The 17,790-nt window shown below is 40.6% G+C and carries 16 protein-coding genes; 15 read left to right on the forward strand and 1 reads right to left on the reverse strand.

Annotation, left to right across the window (positions count from 1 at the left end; genetic code table 11):
• Positions 1 to 14 precede the first annotated feature (14 nt).
• The 13 genes from ACYH0O_RS10845 (at position 15) to ACYH0O_RS10905 (ending at position 15,015) form a co-directional block, all read left to right on the forward strand.
• Positions 15 to 533 carry an ankyrin repeat domain-containing protein gene (locus tag ACYH0O_RS10845; protein WP_482632543.1) on the forward strand — a complete coding sequence of 173 codons (519 nt, stop codon included), beginning with the start codon at positions 15 to 17 and terminating at the stop codon, positions 531 to 533.
• 287 nt (positions 534 to 820) lie between these two features.
• Positions 821 to 2,269 carry a carbon starvation CstA family protein gene (locus ACYH0O_RS10850; protein WP_482632225.1) on the forward strand — a complete coding sequence of 483 codons (1,449 nt, stop codon included), beginning with the start codon at positions 821 to 823 and terminating at the stop codon, positions 2,267 to 2,269.
• Positions 2,270 to 2,701: 432 nt separating this feature from the next.
• Positions 2,702 to 3,592, forward strand: coding sequence for a nitrilase-related carbon-nitrogen hydrolase (locus ACYH0O_RS10855; RefSeq protein WP_482632226.1), 891 nt, complete (start codon positions 2,702 to 2,704; stop codon positions 3,590 to 3,592).
• A gap of 92 nt (positions 3,593 to 3,684) precedes the next feature.
• A complete protein-coding gene (locus ACYH0O_RS10860) occupies positions 3,685 to 5,040 on the forward strand; it encodes an NAD(P)-dependent oxidoreductase (RefSeq protein WP_482632227.1) in 1,356 nt (451 codons plus the stop codon).
• Between the two features lie 23 nt (positions 5,041 to 5,063).
• The gene (gene preA, locus ACYH0O_RS10865; RefSeq protein ID WP_482632228.1) at positions 5,064 to 6,350 is read left to right on the forward strand and encodes an NAD-dependent dihydropyrimidine dehydrogenase subunit PreA; all 1,287 of its coding nucleotides are present in this window, start codon (positions 5,064 to 5,066) and stop codon (positions 6,348 to 6,350) included.
• Between the two features lie 16 nt (positions 6,351 to 6,366).
• The gene (gene hydA / locus ACYH0O_RS10870) at positions 6,367 to 7,794 is read left to right on the forward strand and encodes a dihydropyrimidinase (RefSeq protein WP_482632229.1); all 1,428 of its coding nucleotides are present in this window, start codon (positions 6,367 to 6,369) and stop codon (positions 7,792 to 7,794) included.
• 131 nt (positions 7,795 to 7,925) lie between these two features.
• Positions 7,926 to 9,395, forward strand: coding sequence for an NCS1 family transporter (locus tag ACYH0O_RS10875; RefSeq protein ID WP_482632230.1), 1,470 nt, complete (start codon positions 7,926 to 7,928; stop codon positions 9,393 to 9,395).
• Positions 9,396 to 9,466: 71 nt separating this feature from the next.
• Entirely contained in the window at positions 9,467 to 9,670 is a 204-nt protein-coding gene (locus ACYH0O_RS10880; protein ID WP_113968125.1) for a hypothetical protein, read from the forward strand.
• Between the two features lie 21 nt (positions 9,671 to 9,691).
• Entirely contained in the window at positions 9,692 to 9,877 is a 186-nt protein-coding gene (locus ACYH0O_RS10885; protein WP_482632231.1) for a hypothetical protein, read from the forward strand.
• A 72-nt stretch (positions 9,878 to 9,949) separates the two neighbouring features.
• Complete coding sequence (locus ACYH0O_RS10890; protein WP_482632232.1) at positions 9,950 to 11,551, forward strand: PucR family transcriptional regulator; 1,602 nt, start codon at positions 9,950 to 9,952, stop codon at positions 11,549 to 11,551.
• Between the two features lie 148 nt (positions 11,552 to 11,699).
• The gene (locus ACYH0O_RS10895) at positions 11,700 to 13,166 is read left to right on the forward strand and encodes a CoA-acylating methylmalonate-semialdehyde dehydrogenase (RefSeq protein ID WP_482632233.1); all 1,467 of its coding nucleotides are present in this window, start codon (positions 11,700 to 11,702) and stop codon (positions 13,164 to 13,166) included.
• A gap of 21 nt (positions 13,167 to 13,187) precedes the next feature.
• Positions 13,188 to 14,540: an aminotransferase gene (locus ACYH0O_RS10900; RefSeq protein ID WP_482632234.1), complete on the forward strand. Its 1,353-nt coding sequence runs from the start codon at positions 13,188 to 13,190 to the stop codon at positions 14,538 to 14,540.
• 106 nt (positions 14,541 to 14,646) lie between these two features.
• Complete coding sequence (locus tag ACYH0O_RS10905; protein WP_482632235.1) at positions 14,647 to 15,015, forward strand: VOC family protein; 369 nt, start codon at positions 14,647 to 14,649, stop codon at positions 15,013 to 15,015.
• A 49-nt stretch (positions 15,016 to 15,064) separates the two neighbouring features.
• Here the strand turns inward: ACYH0O_RS10905 and ACYH0O_RS10910 are convergent, their stop codons facing one another.
• Positions 15,065 to 15,991 (reverse strand): VanW family protein, encoded by a 927-nt coding sequence (locus tag ACYH0O_RS10910; RefSeq protein ID WP_482632236.1) that lies wholly within the window; start codon positions 15,989 to 15,991, stop codon positions 15,065 to 15,067.
• 129 nt (positions 15,992 to 16,120) lie between these two features.
• Here ACYH0O_RS10910 and ACYH0O_RS10915 point away from each other — a divergent pair, with 129 nt between their 5' ends.
• Both ACYH0O_RS10915 and ACYH0O_RS10920 read left to right on the forward strand, forming a co-directional pair.
• Positions 16,121 to 16,939, forward strand: a complete 819-nt coding sequence (locus ACYH0O_RS10915; protein WP_482632237.1) for a hypothetical protein — start codon at positions 16,121 to 16,123, stop codon at positions 16,937 to 16,939.
• Positions 16,940 to 17,066: 127 nt separating this feature from the next.
• A complete protein-coding gene (locus tag ACYH0O_RS10920; protein ID WP_482632238.1) occupies positions 17,067 to 17,687 on the forward strand; it encodes a DedA family protein in 621 nt (206 codons plus the stop codon).
• The last annotated feature ends 103 nt before the right edge of the window (positions 17,688 to 17,790 follow it).

Here is a 17,790-nt window from a genome sequence, read left to right on the forward strand (position 1 = left end):
ATGAGGTGAGTGTGATGACATCAATAACCATTCAAGAATTTTTTGAAGCAATCGAAAAAGGTGACAAAGACACAGTAGAGCAGTCATTGAGAAATGATACAAATCTTTGCAACGCAGATAATGAACAAGGTTTAATAGCTTTAGGGGTGGCTGCACACTATGGTCATAGGGAGATCGTTGAGCTTCTGCTGAATTTTGGTGCGGATATCAATTCCTTCTCAGATTCGAAAGTTTCTTACATTCCTTCTAATACGGCTTTACATGCTGGAATTGCCGGGAAAGCCTCTATAGAACTGTTGGAGTTTTTACTAAAACAAGGAGCGAATGTAAATCAACCCGATTCATCAGGGCACACACCGTTACATATTGCTGCTTTCGACGGAAGTGAAGAAATTGTAGCCTTGTTACTGGCTCACGGAGATGGACAAGAAATACCAGGAAATGACCGTACTCCATTGGATATCGCAAGGGAAAGGAATAATAAAGAATTTTTAAAAGCTCATGAAGAATTTGTAAAAGGAAAAGTACAGTAGCTTCCAGTATGTTTCATGCACCTCTTTTAAGGGGTGTATTTTATTTTTGCTCTTTCTTTAAAAAAGAGTGTTGATTCAAGCAAAATGATTCACTACATATGTATTATGTTATAAAACTTTTTTCAAATAATGTAATCACTTACATCATTGAAATAACAGACTTAAGTACAAATTTTATTTAGTTATTTATTCGGAATTAATAATATTTTTAGAAAATTCTGTTGTTATTTGTCGTTTGTCGTATTAGAATAAACGATAAATTCATTTACTGAAGGGAGGACATCGTGATGCTAACATTTCTTGCATCCATCTGTATTCTAGTAGTAGGTTATTTCATTTATTCAAAGGTGGTAGAGAAGATTTTCGGTATTGATGATACTAATGTGACTCCTGCATACTCAAAGAAGGACGGCTTAGACTATATGCCCATGAGCTGGTGGAAAGCAAGCCTGGTTCAATTGTTAAACATTGCGGGGTTAGGTCCGATCTTCGGGGCAATTTTAGGTGCTTTGTATGGACCTGTAGCATTCCTATGGATTGTGATTGGCACCCTATTTGCTGGAGCGGTTCATGATTACTTTTCTGGAATGTTATCTCTAAGGCATAATGGAGCTCAGTTTCCTTCAATCGTAGGAAAATATTTAGGTAAACCTGTACAATCCGTTATGAACATTTTATCAATTGTACTGATGATTCTCGTAGCCGCCGCTTTTACGTCAGGCCCTGCACAACTAATGGCAGAGGTGACACCGCTTAATTTTATGACGTCTCTTGTCATTATTTTTACATACTTTCTCATTGCGACTGTCTTACCGATTAATAAGATTATTGGAAAGGTTTATCCGTTCTTTGGAGCCATCCTTATCTTTATGGCAGTGGCGATTGGAATTGGGTTGTTCTTTTTTGAACATCCAGTCCCAAATCTAACATTTGAAAACTTACATCCAAATGATTTACCTTTGTGGCCTTTGTTAATGGTTACCGTTTCATGCGGGGCAATCTCTGGATTCCATTCCACTCAAAGTCCCATCTTAGCCAGAACCTTAAAAAAAGAAAGTGAAGGACGAAAAGTATTCTATGGAGCGATGGTGGCTGAAGGAATCATTGCATTGATCTGGGCTGCAGCAGGTATGGCATTTTTTAATGGAACAGCTGGACTTCAAGGAGCATTGGCAGCTGGCGGACCTGCTGGAGTAGTAAATGAAATCAGCAAAACGACGTTAGGCACGTTAGGTGGAGTTCTAGCCGTCCTGGGTGTAATCATCCTTCCAATCACAACAGGGGATACTGCGTTAAGATCATCAAGAATGATGCTTGCTGATTTAATAAATGATATACGTAAGAAAGATGTTGAAGGGAAATGGCGGCCGGTCTTGTTAGTTATTCCGGTGGCAGTCCCTACGTTTTTACTTACTCAAATTGACTATACCTTCCTGTGGAGATATGTTGGATGGTCCAACCAGGTAGTAGCAACCGTTATGTTGTGGACTGCTGCCATTTATTTATTACAACAGGCAAGATTCCACTGGATTTGCAGTATTCCTGCATTGTTTATGACTGGAGTTGTAAGCTCGTATATTTTTTACGCTCCAGAAGGTTTTGGTCTTCCCTATTCAACAGCCATAATGATTGGTTCCGCCATTTGGTTGGCTGTCTTGATTTGGTTTGTGGGACAAGTAGTAAAATACAGACCTCTCAGGAAACAATTACTAGAGATGAAGTCAGTAAGTTCATAACGATTATCGACAAAAACAGCCTTTTCAGTAGAGAAGGCTGTTTTTTTTAGGATAAGTTCAAATGGTCTTGCACAGACCTTTAAGAATGAGAAGGAATGAATCATGAGGGAGGTCTGTATTATTTGTCGATTGAAAACTGAATTTATTAAAGATTAAAACAAATCATTCTACAAAATTCGTAATGGAAGTATGCTACGTTAAGAGAAACCATTCATTTTATTGAATGTACATAATGACAAATTAGGAACGTAGTTAGTGTTACAGAATGTATAGTGCATTCTGTAAATGTACGAGTTAAAATAAAGTGAAAATACTTAAAATTCAGATTTTTATTCCGGTTAGTGAAATCTAGTAAGTGTGGACCAATGGAGCAAAAAACAATGAAAGCGCTTACTATTTTATAAAATCTATTTTTGTGTAGGGGGTAATGAAATGTCAGACTTGGTTAAAATTGGACTTATTCAAGCTTCTCATGATGTAGATGGAAGTGAAGGGGTAGACGTCCATAAGGAGCAAGCGATCAAGAAACATGTGGAACTGGTAAGAGATGCAGCAAAAAAGGGAGCTCAAATCATTTGTTTACAGGAAATATTCTATGGTCCTTACTTTTGCTCCGAACAAAATCCAAAGTGGTATGACTCTGCTGAAGAAATACCAAATGGCCCTACAACAATACAGTTTCAGGCGTTAGCCAAAGAGCTGAGTGTCGTCATTGTTCTACCAATCTATGAGAGAGAAGGAATAGCTACTTACTATAATACGGCAGCGGTCATAGATGCAGATGGATCCTATCTCGGAAAATATCGAAAGCAGCATATTCCACATGTTGGGGTTGGTCAGGAAGGTTACGGATTCTGGGAGAAATATTACTTTAAACCAGGAAACCTCGGGTACCCGGTATTCGATACTGCTTACGCAAAAGTAGGGGTTTATATCTGTTATGACCGTCACTTCCCGGAAGGTGCCCGATTATTAGGTTTAAAAGGGGCAGAAATTGTGTTCAATCCCTCTGCAACCGTAGCTGGTTTATCTGAATACTTATGGAAGCTTGAGCAGCCAGCCCATGCGGTGGCAAACGGCTACTACTTAGGAGCTATTAATCGTGTTGGTTTTGAGGGTCCTTGGAATATGGGTGAATTTTACGGACAGTCCTATTTAGTCGATCCAAGAGGCAGCTTTGTTTCCATTGGAAGCAGAGATAGTGATGAGGTCATTATCGGTGAAATGAATAAGAAGCTATTACGTGAAGTCCGGGATACATGGCAGTTCTATCGAGATCGCAGGCCTGAAACTTATAACGATATGACGGCTTTACTTCCTTAATAAGTTGAGGCTGACGGTGAACCATCATTGTCGGCCATGGTGTGCTTAAAAGGTAATGGAAAATAAATGGAAATAAAGAGGGGGAAGTCAGTTTGTCTAACACACTTTCGTTACTCAATCTTGAGAATAATTTTCTCGAAGCCAATGAGGGTTTGACCAATAGGGAAGCAGTGGAGGAAGCAAACCGCTGCTTGTATTGTTATGATGCTCCGTGCATAATAGCTTGTCCCACTAGCATTGATATACCTTCATTTATTAAAAAGATTGCATCCGGGAACTTGAAAGGATCGGCAAAAACAATCATGTCTGCAAATCCAGTGGGTGCGAGCTGCTCACGTGTCTGTCCGACAGATGAGCTTTGTGAAGGGGCTTGTGTACTGAATCATTCTACAAAGCCAATCATGATTGGTGATCTGCAGCGATATGCAACAGATTGGGCAAGACATAACGAAACAGTGCTATTTGAAGCAGGGGAGCCAAACGGAATTAATGTAGGGATTATCGGAGGGGGACCAGCCGGCCTATCGGCTGCAAGGGAACTTGCACGCTTAGGATATGAAGTAACAATATATGAGGCGGAAAAGGAAGCTGGAGGCTTAAATACTTATGGAATCGTATCTTTCCGACTACCTCAGAGCATATCTTACTGGGAAGTGGAGCAGGTAAAGAAACTGAATGTCGATATTCGAACCAATGTAAAAGTTGGTCAAGACATATCTGCAGATGAAATCGTAGAGACCCATGATTTTGTCATCCTTGCAGCAGGAATGTCCCATGTCCCGGATTTGAAAATTGAAGGAGAAGACTTAAGAGGTGTTCATGACGCCATTGAATTTGTTAAGGCAACGAAAAGTGGCAGGCTGACGCAAGACTATGTAGGCAAAAAAGTGGTGGTGATTGGGGCGGGCAATACAGCCATCGATGGAGCCACCTGTTCCGTCCGCTTAGGAGCAGACAATGTAAAAATCTTATACCGACGTACTCAGGAAGAAATGACTGCTTATGATTTTGAATACGAGTTTGCAAAACAGGATGGCGTAGAATTCCGCTGGCTAACGGCACCTCAGCGAATTATAGGAAATGATGCGGGAGAAGTAACGGGAATCGAATGCATCAAGATGAAGTTAGGAGAGCCTGGTGAGGATGGAAGAAGACGTCCGATTCCTGTCAAAGATTCACAATTTGTGCTTCCTGTTGACGCTGTCATTAAGGCGATCGGCCAAACTCGTCATCTATCACTTATTGAACAATTTGGACTGGAGCATTCAGACGGTGTTGTACAGGTTAATCGAGACACCTTCCAAACCTCTAATCCAAAGATTTTCGCCTGTGGAGACGTTGTTTTTGGAAAGGGAGTAGGTGAGGCAATGGTCGTTACGGCTGCAGAGCAAGGAAAACTTGCCGCCTATCATTTACACGCACAATTGGCTAATGTCCACTTGAATTAAGATTGTCCTAGGGGGGGAAACTCATGGCAAATTTAAACATTGATTTAGCAGGAATAAAATCACCAAATCCATTTTGGCTGGCGTCCGCACCACCAACGAACTCAGGATACCAGGTACAAAGAGCATTCGAGGCAGGTTGGGGCGGTGCAGTATGGAAAACGTTAGGGGAGCCCATTATAAATGTATCTTCAAGGTTCGCAGCTGTAAGTTTTAATGGACAAAAAGTAGCAGGGTTCAATAATATCGAACTCATTACCGATCGACCATTAGAAGTGAATCTGAAGGAAATCTATGAAACAAAAAAACGGTTTCCGAATCATGCAATCATTGCATCCTTAATGGTAGAGCCTAAACAAGAAAAGTGGCATGAAATCGTAAAGAAGGTTGAAGACGTCGGAGTTGATGGGCTAGAGCTGAATTTTGGATGCCCACACGGAATGGCTGAACGGGGTATGGGATCTGCGTCCGGTCAGGTTCCAGAACTCGTCGAGAAACAAACTTTTTGGGCGAAAGAGGTGGCCAGGACACCTGTAATTGTAAAATTGACACCAAACATTACAGATATTACTGTCACAGCTGAAGCGGCTGTCCGGGGTGGAGCGGATGCAGTAAGTATGATCAATACAATCAACAGTTTAGCAGGTGTTGATCTGGATTCTTGGAATACCATTCCTCATGTAGCCGGAAAAGGTGCTCATGGAGGTTATTGCGGACCTGCAGTGAAGCCAATTTCATTGAACATGGTTGCAGAATGCGCCAGAAATCCACGGATCAACGTTCCGATTTCAGGAATGGGGGGAGTTTCCAATTGGCAGGATGCCGTCGAATTTATGCTTATGGGAGCATCGGGGGTTCAGGTATGCACTGCTGCTATGCATCACGGTTTTAGAATTGTCGAGGATATGCTTGATGGCTTAAATAATTATTTGGATGAAAAAGAGATTGCTTCAGTCCAGGATATCGTCGGGAAATCAGTGCCGAGATTTTCTGATTGGGGAAATCTTGATCTTAATTATAGTGTTGTGGCAAAAATCAACACGGATGTTTGTATTAACTGTAATAAGTGTCATATTGCCTGTGAGGATACTTCTCATCAATGCATTGACATGCTGAAAGACCCTAAAGGAAACAGCTATTTAAAAGTGCGGGAAGAAGATTGTGTCGGGTGTAATTTATGTTCGATTGTATGTCCGGTTGATGGAGCTATTGACATGATAGAGGTTCCAAGTGGCCATATGCCAATGACATGGAATGAACGTCAGGCAGTAGTAGGTAACCTATCCGAAGCTAAAGTAAACGCGGCGAAATAATTCTGGAGGTATGGAAATGAATAAAATTATTCAAAATGGAACCATTGTTACGGCAACAGACACATATAAAGCGGATGTGCTTTTACAAAATGGGAAAATCTCAGCTATAGGTAAAGGGTTTGATACTAGCAATGCGGAAATTATTGACGCGAAAGGAAAGTACATTTTTCCAGGTGGGATCGATCCCCATACTCATCTGGAAATGCCCTTCGGTGGGACGGTATCAAAGGATGATTTCGAGAGTGGAACCATTGCAGCAGCGTTTGGAGGAACGACGACACTCATTGATTTCTGTTTGACCAATAAGGGAGAACCACTTCAAAATGCAATTGATACATGGCATGCGAAGTCTAAGGATAAAGCGGTGATCGATTATAGTTTCCATTTAATGATAGGAGAAATCAATCAAGATGTTCTATCACAGCTTCCTGAGGTAATGGATAAAGAGGGGATTTCATCATTCAAAGTCTTTATGGCATATAAAAATGTATTCCAGGCAGACGATGAAACGCTATTTAGAACCTTAATAGCTGCGAAGGAATTAGGAGCACTCGTAATGGTACATGCAGAGAATGGCGACGTTATTGAGTATTTAACCGAAAAGGCTTTAGAGGAAGGGAAAACGGAACCAATTTATCACGCGCTTACAAGACCTCCTGAACTGGAGGGAGAAGCGACAGGCCGCGCAGCTAAACTAACCGGATTGGCAGATTCCCAATTATATGTTGTGCATGTTTCCTGCTCTGATGCCGTTGAGCAGATTTCAGCAGCAAGGAGTAAAGGATTGAATGTTTGGGGAGAAACATGTCCTCAGTATCTTGTGCTTGATCAAACCTATTTAGAACGTCCGAACTTTGAGGGAGCTAAATACGTTTGGTCTCCTCCCCTTCGTGAGAAGTGGCATCAAGATGTTCTCTGGAATGCCTTGAAAAGTGGTCAGCTGCAAACATTAGGGTCAGATCAATGCTCATTTGATTTCCAAGGGCAAAAAGATCTTGGGAAAGATGATTTCACTAAAATCCCGAATGGCGGACCGATTGTTGAGGACCGTGTTTCCATATTATTCTCAGAAGGAGTTGAAAAAGGGCGGATAAGCTTAAACCAGTTTGTTGATATCATGTCTACGCGTAGTGCAAAGCTGTTTGGTCTTTATCCTCAGAAAGGAACCATTGCTGTAGGTTCTGATGCAGATGTGGTCATTTTCGACCCGAATGCTGAGAGAGTAATCTCTGCTGAAACTCATCATATGGCAGCAGATTATAACCCGTTTGAAGGCATGAAGGTAAAAGGTGAACCTGTTTCTGTATTGTCAAGGGGTGAATATGTCATTAAAGACAAACAGTTCGTCGGTAAGCTGGGAACCGGAAAGTATATTAAGAGAGCAAAATACGGTGAGCTTCTTTCAAGTGAAGAGAGTGAAGCACTTCAACCCTCTAAGTCTTAAAAACTTTAGAAAATAATGCATCTTAACTGTAGAACAACTCCTGCTAAGAGGAGGGGAGACTTCCTTCCTCTGGCCTCTCTTGTCAAAGATTGGTTTTGCCATTCGAAGCAAACAAATAAGGGGTGTTCAATATGAAGAAAAGTTATTTAAAGTCACCGGATTTATTACCGATTAAAGAGAGCGAAAGAAAAATCACCAAGCTTGGCTATTCATTTATGTGGGTAGGAATGGTTGTTGTTCTTGCAACCTTTGCCATTGGGGGAGCCGGCGTCGTATCCCTACCTCTACCCCTTGTTGTGCTGGCCACCATTATTGGGTCTCTTGCGATCGGTCTATTTATTACATTAACCGGGGATATCGGGATTGAGCATGGGGTATCATTTCCAGTATATATGAGAGCACCTTTTGGAACGCTGGGAACCCATATTCCCTCTGTAGTTCGTGGTCTGGCTGCATCAATGTGGTTTGGAATAAACACTTACTTTGGTGCAACAGCGATGAACGGGATATTAAATATTTTATTTGGTTTTGATAACTGGTTTGTTTGTTTCGTGATTTTTGCGGTACTCCAATTAGTGAATACAGCACTTGGGATTAAAGCGGTGGAAAGATTTGCCGACCTTGCCGCACCGGTCATCATTCTTATTTCTGTATGGATGTATTCATCCTTATCTGAATCAGCTGCTTCTCAAGGAAGAGACATTTGGAGCTGGGTTGAAAGTCCGGTAACAGGTGCTGCCACGTTTACGGCATTTCTGGTAGTCATCTTTAGTAATATGGGATTTTGGGCCACACTATCTGCTGATATTCCGTCTATTTCCAGATTCATGAAAGCTCCAAAAAATGAGCGGAATTGGTTTAAGAGAAACAAAAGTTCGTTAATTGGTAACCTTGTAGCTCTCCCTATTACTCAATCATTTATGGTGTTAATTGGTGGGATTTCATATATTGCCGTTTTAAATTATGATCCCGTTGTCGCCCTTCAAGAAGCAGCGAGCGGATTCGTTTTAGGGGTCCTTCTTCTGATGATCGTCCTGGCTCAATGGTCAACAAATATTGCTGCGAATATCGTTCCTGCTGCAACAATATTCTCTAATGTCGGGGGACCAAAATTCCCGTTCTGGGCAGGGGTCATCACCGCTGGTATTGTGGGTACGATCGTACAACCATGGAACCTTTTTGGGGTAATCATTCCAGTTCTACTTTTCGTAGGAGGCATTTTGTCAGCCATCGTAGGAATTTTGATTTCAGACTATTATTTTATCAGGAAACGAAGAGTCAATGTACCTGCATTATATGAAGACAAAGGACAATTCAAGTATATGAATGGAGTGAATCTTGCAGGGTTCATCTCATGGATTATTGGAGGAGTTGCCTCCTATTACGTTCCAAACTTCTCATTTTTAGTCGGCTTCGGGGTAGGAGCTCTTAGCTATTATGTATTGGCTAAATTCTGGTGGTTTAAGAAATACGAGCAGGCAGAACTAATTGATCCGAGTGATGAGAAATATCTTGGATTGTCTGTCGGTCGCGATTGGGAAATTCAAGTCGAAGAAGTCATTGTCTCAGAAGAATCCCCAACAGGCACAAGTTTTTCTTAAATGGAATGGTTTTCAATAAATCATGAAGCAAGGTAGTTCTTATCCGAATATACGTTAGAAAGGGTGTCATCATGTCTGATTATCAAGAGTTTTTAAGTGAACGCGATAAGATTGATTTTCTCATTCAAAAAGGCTTTAAAATTGAGAAAATTACAGAGAACCTAAGTGGGGCATTTGTTCTGTTTAAGCATACTGAAAATAAAAGAAGTGCCACTCTTCATGTGAAAACGGCAAATGCACGAAAATATTTTTCGAATCTATTACTTCAAAACTAATAGTTGAAGGGGGAAACTTGGATGAGTGACGTTATGGGACCGCTTGAAGGAAAGGAACTGACACTTTTTCCGGGAAATATGCAAACGTCTGATGAGTTAATCGATTGGGTGTTAGCCGTCTTATCTTCACAACAGCTATCAGATGAAGAAATAATGAAATGGTGGAGTGAAGAAATCCAGTTTGCAATCCCCTCTATAGAAGAATAAAAGCAAAATGAAGGATTGGTTCTGCCAATCCTTTTTCTCCATTTTCCCAAGGCAGAACATAAGGAGAGAAAAATGAAAAGTAATTACTATTTCTCAGTAGAAGATATTCTAGTAAGAAAATACTTTGAACATGCTAAAGTGATTGCTGGGCATAATGGTCTCAGCCGTCAGGTGAAGTGGGTACATGTAGTCGAAGTAACATCAATAAAAAATCTTCTTAACGGAAATGAACTGATCCTTTCTACAGGAATCGCTTTACAGGAGGAAGAGACCTTTCTTTCACTCCTTCAACAGTTAATCGAGAGTGAAGCAGCAGCCATTTGCATTGAACTTGATACAAATATTTCCACGATTCCGATTTCTGTATTAAAGTGTGCAGATACATTTGATTTTCCTATTATCGTGTTCGAAAGGGAAGTTCCGTTCGTTAGTATTACTCAGGATATTCACTCCGTACTAATCAATCAGCAATACGACATGATAAAAAAACTGGATTCATATGCACAGGAGTTAAATAGAAGGCTGCTCGGCGTTAATCACTTCAGAGAGCTTCTTCAGGTTTTACATAAGGAGCTTACTGTACCTGTACTATTTCAGTTGAAAGAACAAGAGGTGGAAATCTATCCGCTCATGTGCTCACCTGATGAAGAGAGAATACGAAAATGTTATCACGGTCATAAAGATTCCCGTAATCCCCATTTTGCCTCCACTAAAGTTATTCTATTTGACCAGGAATACGCAGAGTTATGCATATACAGAAGCGATCATCCTTTCAGTGAATATGAGCTTCTCATATTGGACAGAACATCAACGGCGTTAGCCCAGTATTTAATGAGAGAATTGTATTTTAACGAGCAAAAACGGTTAGAAGACTCCAAATGGATTACCTGTTGGTTAAAAGGAGAACAGTCCTATGAGAAACTCTCGGCTTTTTTAGCCGGCTTAAAAGTACAGGTCAATGGTGGAGTCGTCTGTATTTGCCAGACGAATAGGCTGAATGAACAAGAGCCGATTGATTTTACCTTTTTTAACCTTGTAACCAGAAGTATTTTTGAACAACAGGGTTTTCGAGTGTTACCCGAAAGAGTAGGGAATGATATCATTTTCATTCTTCTGGACACAAGGAGCACAGGAGATTGGAAATCGAGAGTCACCACTGCCTACGAAAAGATTCTTCAGTCTGATTTCTTTAGAGATTCTTCACAAACAGTATTTGCAACTGGTAAATACCAAATGGAGACGATGGAAATTCACAAGAGCTATGAAACAGCTAAAGATAGTCTCATGTTTCAGTCAAAGGTGGATGCTTCAAGAGCCTACTTTTTCTTTGATGATTTGCATTTATACAGACTGATTTCAATCGTTAACAACAATGTTAATCTGTGGGAAATGATCGAAGAGTACCTCACACCGCTCCTGGACTATGATCGTAAGCATGATGGCAGTCTATTGAAGACGTTGAAGGTTTTCCTTGCATGTCAGGGATCAAAACAGGAAACATCCAAACAACTATTTATTGTAAGACAAACACTCTACCATCGCCTCAAAAAAATTGAAGATTTACTTGGAGATGATTTCATGACCTCTGATAAACGTGTGGCCATCGAGTTTCTCCTTGCTGCCCACGATTACTTGCAACCGCTTACATCTTTGAAAAAGTCGAAGATTAATTAATTGTAAAATGTAAAATTGAGAAGTCAGGTTCTTTTACACAATGTCTAATGAAACCACTAACAATTTCTTTCATAATAAAACTATAAACTATACGACAGGTTCTACACCACACAGAAAAATCAGATGAAAAAATAAGGAGGAACTGAATATGACAATCATTAAAAAAGACGTAGCTGTATTAAAGAATTACATTGGAGGTAAATGGGTTGATTCTCTTAGCTCACAGACGTTACAAGTAGTGAATCCTGCTACAAATGAAGAGATTGCAAGAGTCCCGGTTTCTACTAAAGAAGACGTCGCTAGAGCTGTGAAAGCTGCTAAACAAGCTTCACAAACCTGGAAGAAGACGCCAGTTCCAAAACGTGCCCGAATTCTTTATAAGTACCATTCTTTACTTTCTGACAATCATGAGGAATTGGCCAAACTGGTTGTACAGGAAAATGGTAAATCATTTAAAGAGGCGTATGGTGAAGTGCAGCGGGGGCTTGAGTGTGTGGAATTCGCTTGTGGTGCACCGACTTTAATGATGGGTGAAACGCTGAGTGGTATTGCAGAGGATATTGACTCAGAGATGTTCCGATATCCACTTGGTGTAGTGGGGGGGATAACTCCTTTTAACTTTCCTATGATGGTGCCCCTGTGGATGTTCCCGCTTGCAATTGCATGTGGAAATACTTTCGTGTTGAAGCCATCTGAAAGAACCCCGATTTTAGCCAATAGGCTCGCAGAGTTATTAACAGATGCAGGAATGCCCGATGGTGTATTAAATGTCGTGCATGGTGCACATGATGTCGTAAATGGGTTGCTCGAGCATAAAGATATCGCAGCTATATCCTTCGTCGGGTCTCAGCCGGTGGCTAAATATGTGTACCAACAGGCTGCCTCTCATGGGAAAAGGGTGCAGGCATTATCCGGGGCGAAGAATCATCATGTTGTCATGCCTGATGCAGATATGAATAAAGCGGCTGAGCATATTATCAGTTCAGCGTTTGGCAGTGCCGGCCAGCGGTGTATGGCGTGCAGTGCCGTAGTGGTTGTAGGGGATAATGAACCGTTTGTTAAAGCTTTAAGTAAAAAAGCAGATGAATTATGTATTGGTAACGGAATGGACGAAGAAGTGCTTCTCACTCCCGTCATTCGAAAAGAACATCGAGAGAAGACACTGGGTTATATTGACAAGGGACTGCAGGAAGGTGCATCCCTCATACGAGATGGGCGTAAAGAAATGGATGACTTCAAGGAAGGCAACTTCTTGGGGGCAACCATCTTTGACCATGTTTCACCGGATATGACCATTGCAAAAGAAGAAATGTTTGCCCCTATCCTCAGTTTACTAAGAGCCAAGGATTTGGATGAAGGACTTGATTATATTCGTCAATCAAGATATGGAAATGGTGCTACGATTTACACGAAAGATGCAAAGGCTGTCCGACAGTTCAGAGAAGAAGCAGACGCCGGAATGCTGGGTATTAACGTTGGTGTTCCTGCGACAATGGCGTTCTTCCCATTTTCAGGGTGGAAGGATTCTTTCTATGGGGATATGCATGTAAACGGTAAAGACGGAGTAAATTTCTATACTAGGAAGAAAATGATCACTTCTCGATTTGATTTTTAATCAGAGTTAGGGGGAACTTTCATGGTGAAAGCAGGTCAATCTCAAGATGTATGGTTAAGGAATGATGAAAAGCTCATTTGGCATTCCATGAAACCATACAATCCCGATGGAACAATGGTCGTAACAGAGTCTGGTGGGTCCTGGATTACAGATAAGGATGGGCAAAAATATCTGGATGGCATGGCAGGTCTATGGTGCGTAAACGTAGGATATGGTCGAGAGGAATTAGCAAACGCAGCCTATGAACAGCTTAAAAAAATGGCTTACTTTCCACTAACTCAAAGTCATCAGCCGGCTATTGAGCTTGCAGAGAAATTAAATCAATTACTTGGGGAGGAGTATGTCATTTTCTTTTCCAACAGCGGATCAGAAGCCAATGAAACCGCCTTTAAGATTGCCAGGCAGTATCACCAGCAAAAAGGGGAACACGGACGGTATAAAATTTTCTCCAGATATAGAGGGTATCACGGGAATTCCATGGGGGCCCTGGCCGCAACAGGTCAGGCTCAGCGGAAATATAAGTATGAGCCTTTAGCTCCTGGATTTATCCATATCGCTCCACCTGATAGCTATCGCGATGAAACATCGGGGGAATGTCCACATGATCTTCCTGGAGTAAGGGCAATTGATCAAGCAATGACCTGGGAATTAAGTGAAACAGTGGCTGCGTTGATCATGGAACCGATCATCACAGGAGGTGGGATACTCGTTCCACAAGATGAATATATGAAAGCAGCGAAAGAAGTTTGTGAGAAGCATGGAGCACTTATGATTGTCGATGAAGTGATTTGTGGCTTTGGACGTACAGGCAAGCCATTTGGTTTCATGAATTATGATGTGAAGCCGGATATCATCACAATGGCAAAAGGGATTACAAGTGCGTATCTTCCGCTATCAGCAACAGCAGTGAAGCGTGAGATTTATGAAGAGTTTAAAGGATCTGAGGAATATGATTACTTCCGTCATATTAATACATTCGGTGGAAACCCTGCAGCATGTGCCCTTGCTTTGAAAAACATTGAAATCATGGAGAGTGAGAAGCTTTTTGAACGCTCCGCTGATCTTGGTGAAAAGGCATTGAACACGTTGAAAAATCATTTACAAGATCATCAATATGTTGGAGATGTTCGAGGAAAGGGTCTGTTAATTGGAATTGAAATGGTAAGTGATAGGGAAACAAAAGAACCTTTAAACGTATCGAAGGTCAATGAGGTGATTGGATACTGTAAGCAAAAAGGTGTAATCATTGGGAAAAATGGGGCTACAGTCGCTGGCTATAATAATGTGCTTACCTTATCACCACCATTAAACATAGAAGAGGAAGATCTGGATCTGTTATTATCCACAGTGATGGATGGGATCAAGCAACTTTAATAATAATGACTGGGAAAACACCTGTTTGTTTGTGCAGGTGTTTTCCATTTTCTTATTAAATTGAATTTTATGGTAAAATTATTGAGTAAGATCATAGGGGGAGGGGATGAGCATCATTTTCAAAGGGATTGATCATATTCAGTTTGCTGCTCCAAAAGGCTGCGAAGAGGAAGCTAGAAAGTTCTTTGGTGAAGTTCTTGGTCTGAAGGAAATACCGAAACCTGAAAATCTTCAAAGGAGAGGCGGTTGCTGGTTTCAATATGGACCACAAGAAATTCATGTAGGTGTACAAAATGATTTTGTGCCAGCAACAAAAGCACACCCAGGATTACTTGTTACAGATTTAGAAGCACTTAGAAGTAGCCTAATTGAGAAAGGTATCAGGATAAAAGAAGATACACCGATAAACGGTAGAAATCGCTTCTTCGTCTCAGATCCATTTGGAAATCGAATTGAATTTCTAGAATACCATTAATAAAGAATGCACCTCATGAATTAGGAGGTGCATTTTCATTTTCAGAACACTATTCTTGAATGAATTTATCCACATCTTTCTCCGTAGATGATTTTTGTGAAGCGCTAGGCACCTTTCTCTTTTCCACATTGATTAGATCGGAAGAGTATATCGAAGTGATAACTTGCCCACCAATTACTTTTGCACGGATGAGCAGTGGCTGGTTATATGCGTTTCTAAAAGTGAAGTCGGGTCCATACCAGCTAACTGTAGCATCTCTGCCCATAGGCACGTAAGGAACCCTCTTTGAATGATGATACCGTTCTAATATTTTTACACCTGCCTGGTCAACCGCATTAAATAAAGTAGATGATACCTGACAAATCCCACCCCCTATATCTTCTGAAAGTTCCCCTTTTACAATCACGGGGGCTTTTTTATATCCCTTTTCTTTTGTTCTTCTTCCTACCACACCATTAAAGGAGAACACTTCTCCAGGGAACACAACCGTATTATTGATCTTTTCGGTAGCTAGAACTATATTTTGAGTCCGTTCCTCATTATGCTTATTGAAATATGTGACGTATCTTCCAATAAGCTGTGTTCGGATGTGCGCAAGGATCTCACTATCGACTTTGGGATGTAATGTCATAAGGGGTGCTTCCGTATTGATTGACCCTCTAGAAAAGAAGAAGGAATGAACCAGCTCACGAAATCTCCGTTCATTAAGTTTGTAACCGGCTCTTTCTGAAATAATTTGATTCTTCTCATTGATATAAGCATTCTGAGGAGGAGTATAAACCCGATTCTGCACTTCTGAAACTAATTCCTCATATTGCTTTTCGTCCATTATTGGTTCATCTACCAATGGTGTATTCAATGAATTTCGTTCTATAGAAATTGGTGCATGATTTTGAAATTGAATATGTAATTGATCCTGACCATTCATCACAGGAAACAGTAAAAGACCAATTGTACTAATTTTAATCAAGAGCATGTGAACCCTTCCTTTCATATTTAGTATCGGTGGAAAAGGCTTCTTTCATGTTAAATCCTAATTGCCAAAAATTGATGGTTATGTATTTACAGCTGTGATTAGAAACTAAGGAAAAAAAGAGGTCTTTACATGCTTTATTTATTCAGGTTCATGATGGTTGTGTTTTTACTTTTTGCCTGCAGTGCTAAACCTGCAGGGGCAATGCCTAGTTTTACTGTAGAAATACTTCCGTGGGATCAAGTGGAAGATATCATTCCTAAACAATCGTATTTTACGATCATTGATGTAGAAACCGGCCTTTCTTTCAAGGTACAAAGGAGAGCGGGAAGCAAGCATGCGGATGTACAACCAGTTACAGAAAAAGACACGAAAATCATGAAATCCATCTATGGAGGAAAATGGAGTTGGGACCGTCGTGCAATACTCGTATTGGTTGATGATCAATTAATATCTGCCTCAATGAACGGGATGCCGCACGGAGCAGGTGCTCTCCAAAATAATTTTCCGGGACATTTCTGCGTACATTTTTATGGAAGCACAACCCATAAAACGCCAACGCCTGATTTAGCCCATAAGATCATGATTTTAAAAGCAGGCGGTAAACTGGATGAGTTTCTATACAAATTAGAACCCCATGAGTTGATCAACGTTATGGAGATTGCTGTCAATCAGCATGATGAAAAGCTAATTTCACAAGTGATGTTTGGAAGTAATGGATCCTTGAAGGAAACCCTTAAGAGAGTGAAACATATAGATGTTATTCAAAGATCGAAACTTTCTTTAGAGGATTCGCCTGCACTTGTTGGGATGAAGCTCAAGGTTAGAGTGAAATGGATTCGTTCCAATCAATCTAAGGAAGAAAATAACGTTCATCTCATCATTCGGAAAAATTCGCTTGAAGATCAATGGAAAATAGACGGTCATGCATTTCTTGAGGATATGGAATAAGGGGCAATTCAGATACATTATTATACATTATTTCCCTCCAGTGGATGAATTCTTATTCTTTATGAGCGTTTTTAAAATGCAAAATAGGGAAAAGGGTATATAAATAAATCGTGGAGGGAACACACCGATGTTTGATTTTGTAATAAATTTAATTAAGGAGCTTGGCATATGGGGATTATTCGCTGGAAATGCAATTGAAGCGTCATCCTTGCCATTTCCGGGAGCCCTCGTGACGCTGACATATGGTTACCTTTTAGATCCATCTTGGACGAAGCTGATCATTTTAGCATTCACAAGCAGTTTGGTTTATACATTATGTAGTTATATCCCTTATGGAATAGGAAATAAATTAAAAGATAAAATCAAAGAAAAAACCAGCTCGAAGAAAATGGCTAAAGGTCAGAAATGGTTTCGGAAATGTGGATTGTGGAGTATTGCCATCACGAGACCGCTTGGCATTGGTAACTATATTTCTTATGTTGCAGGTATTAGTAAAGTGAACAAATGGACATTTGGCGGATTAACGTTCATCGGAATCTTTCCAATTACCCTCACGATGTTAATAGTCGGCAAGAATGGAAATCTCAAATATGTACAGTCTTTGATGAGTAACATACAAACCTACATTCTCATTGGAGGGGCTATACTGTTGATTGGTTTCTTATCATATAAATACTTTTTTAAGTTTAAGCAAAAAAACACCAGCTGTTTGGAGGATGAGTCAAGCATAGCAAAACAATCCGAATAAACAAGACATCGATTCGCTCCTCATTCGGGAAGCGGATTTTTTATGAGAAAAGGAGATGTACACACTAATCTTGAGTTGAGCAGATCCGGTTTCCTCAATCTAC

It is taken from the genome of Rossellomorea sp. H136 (assembly GCF_056838065.1).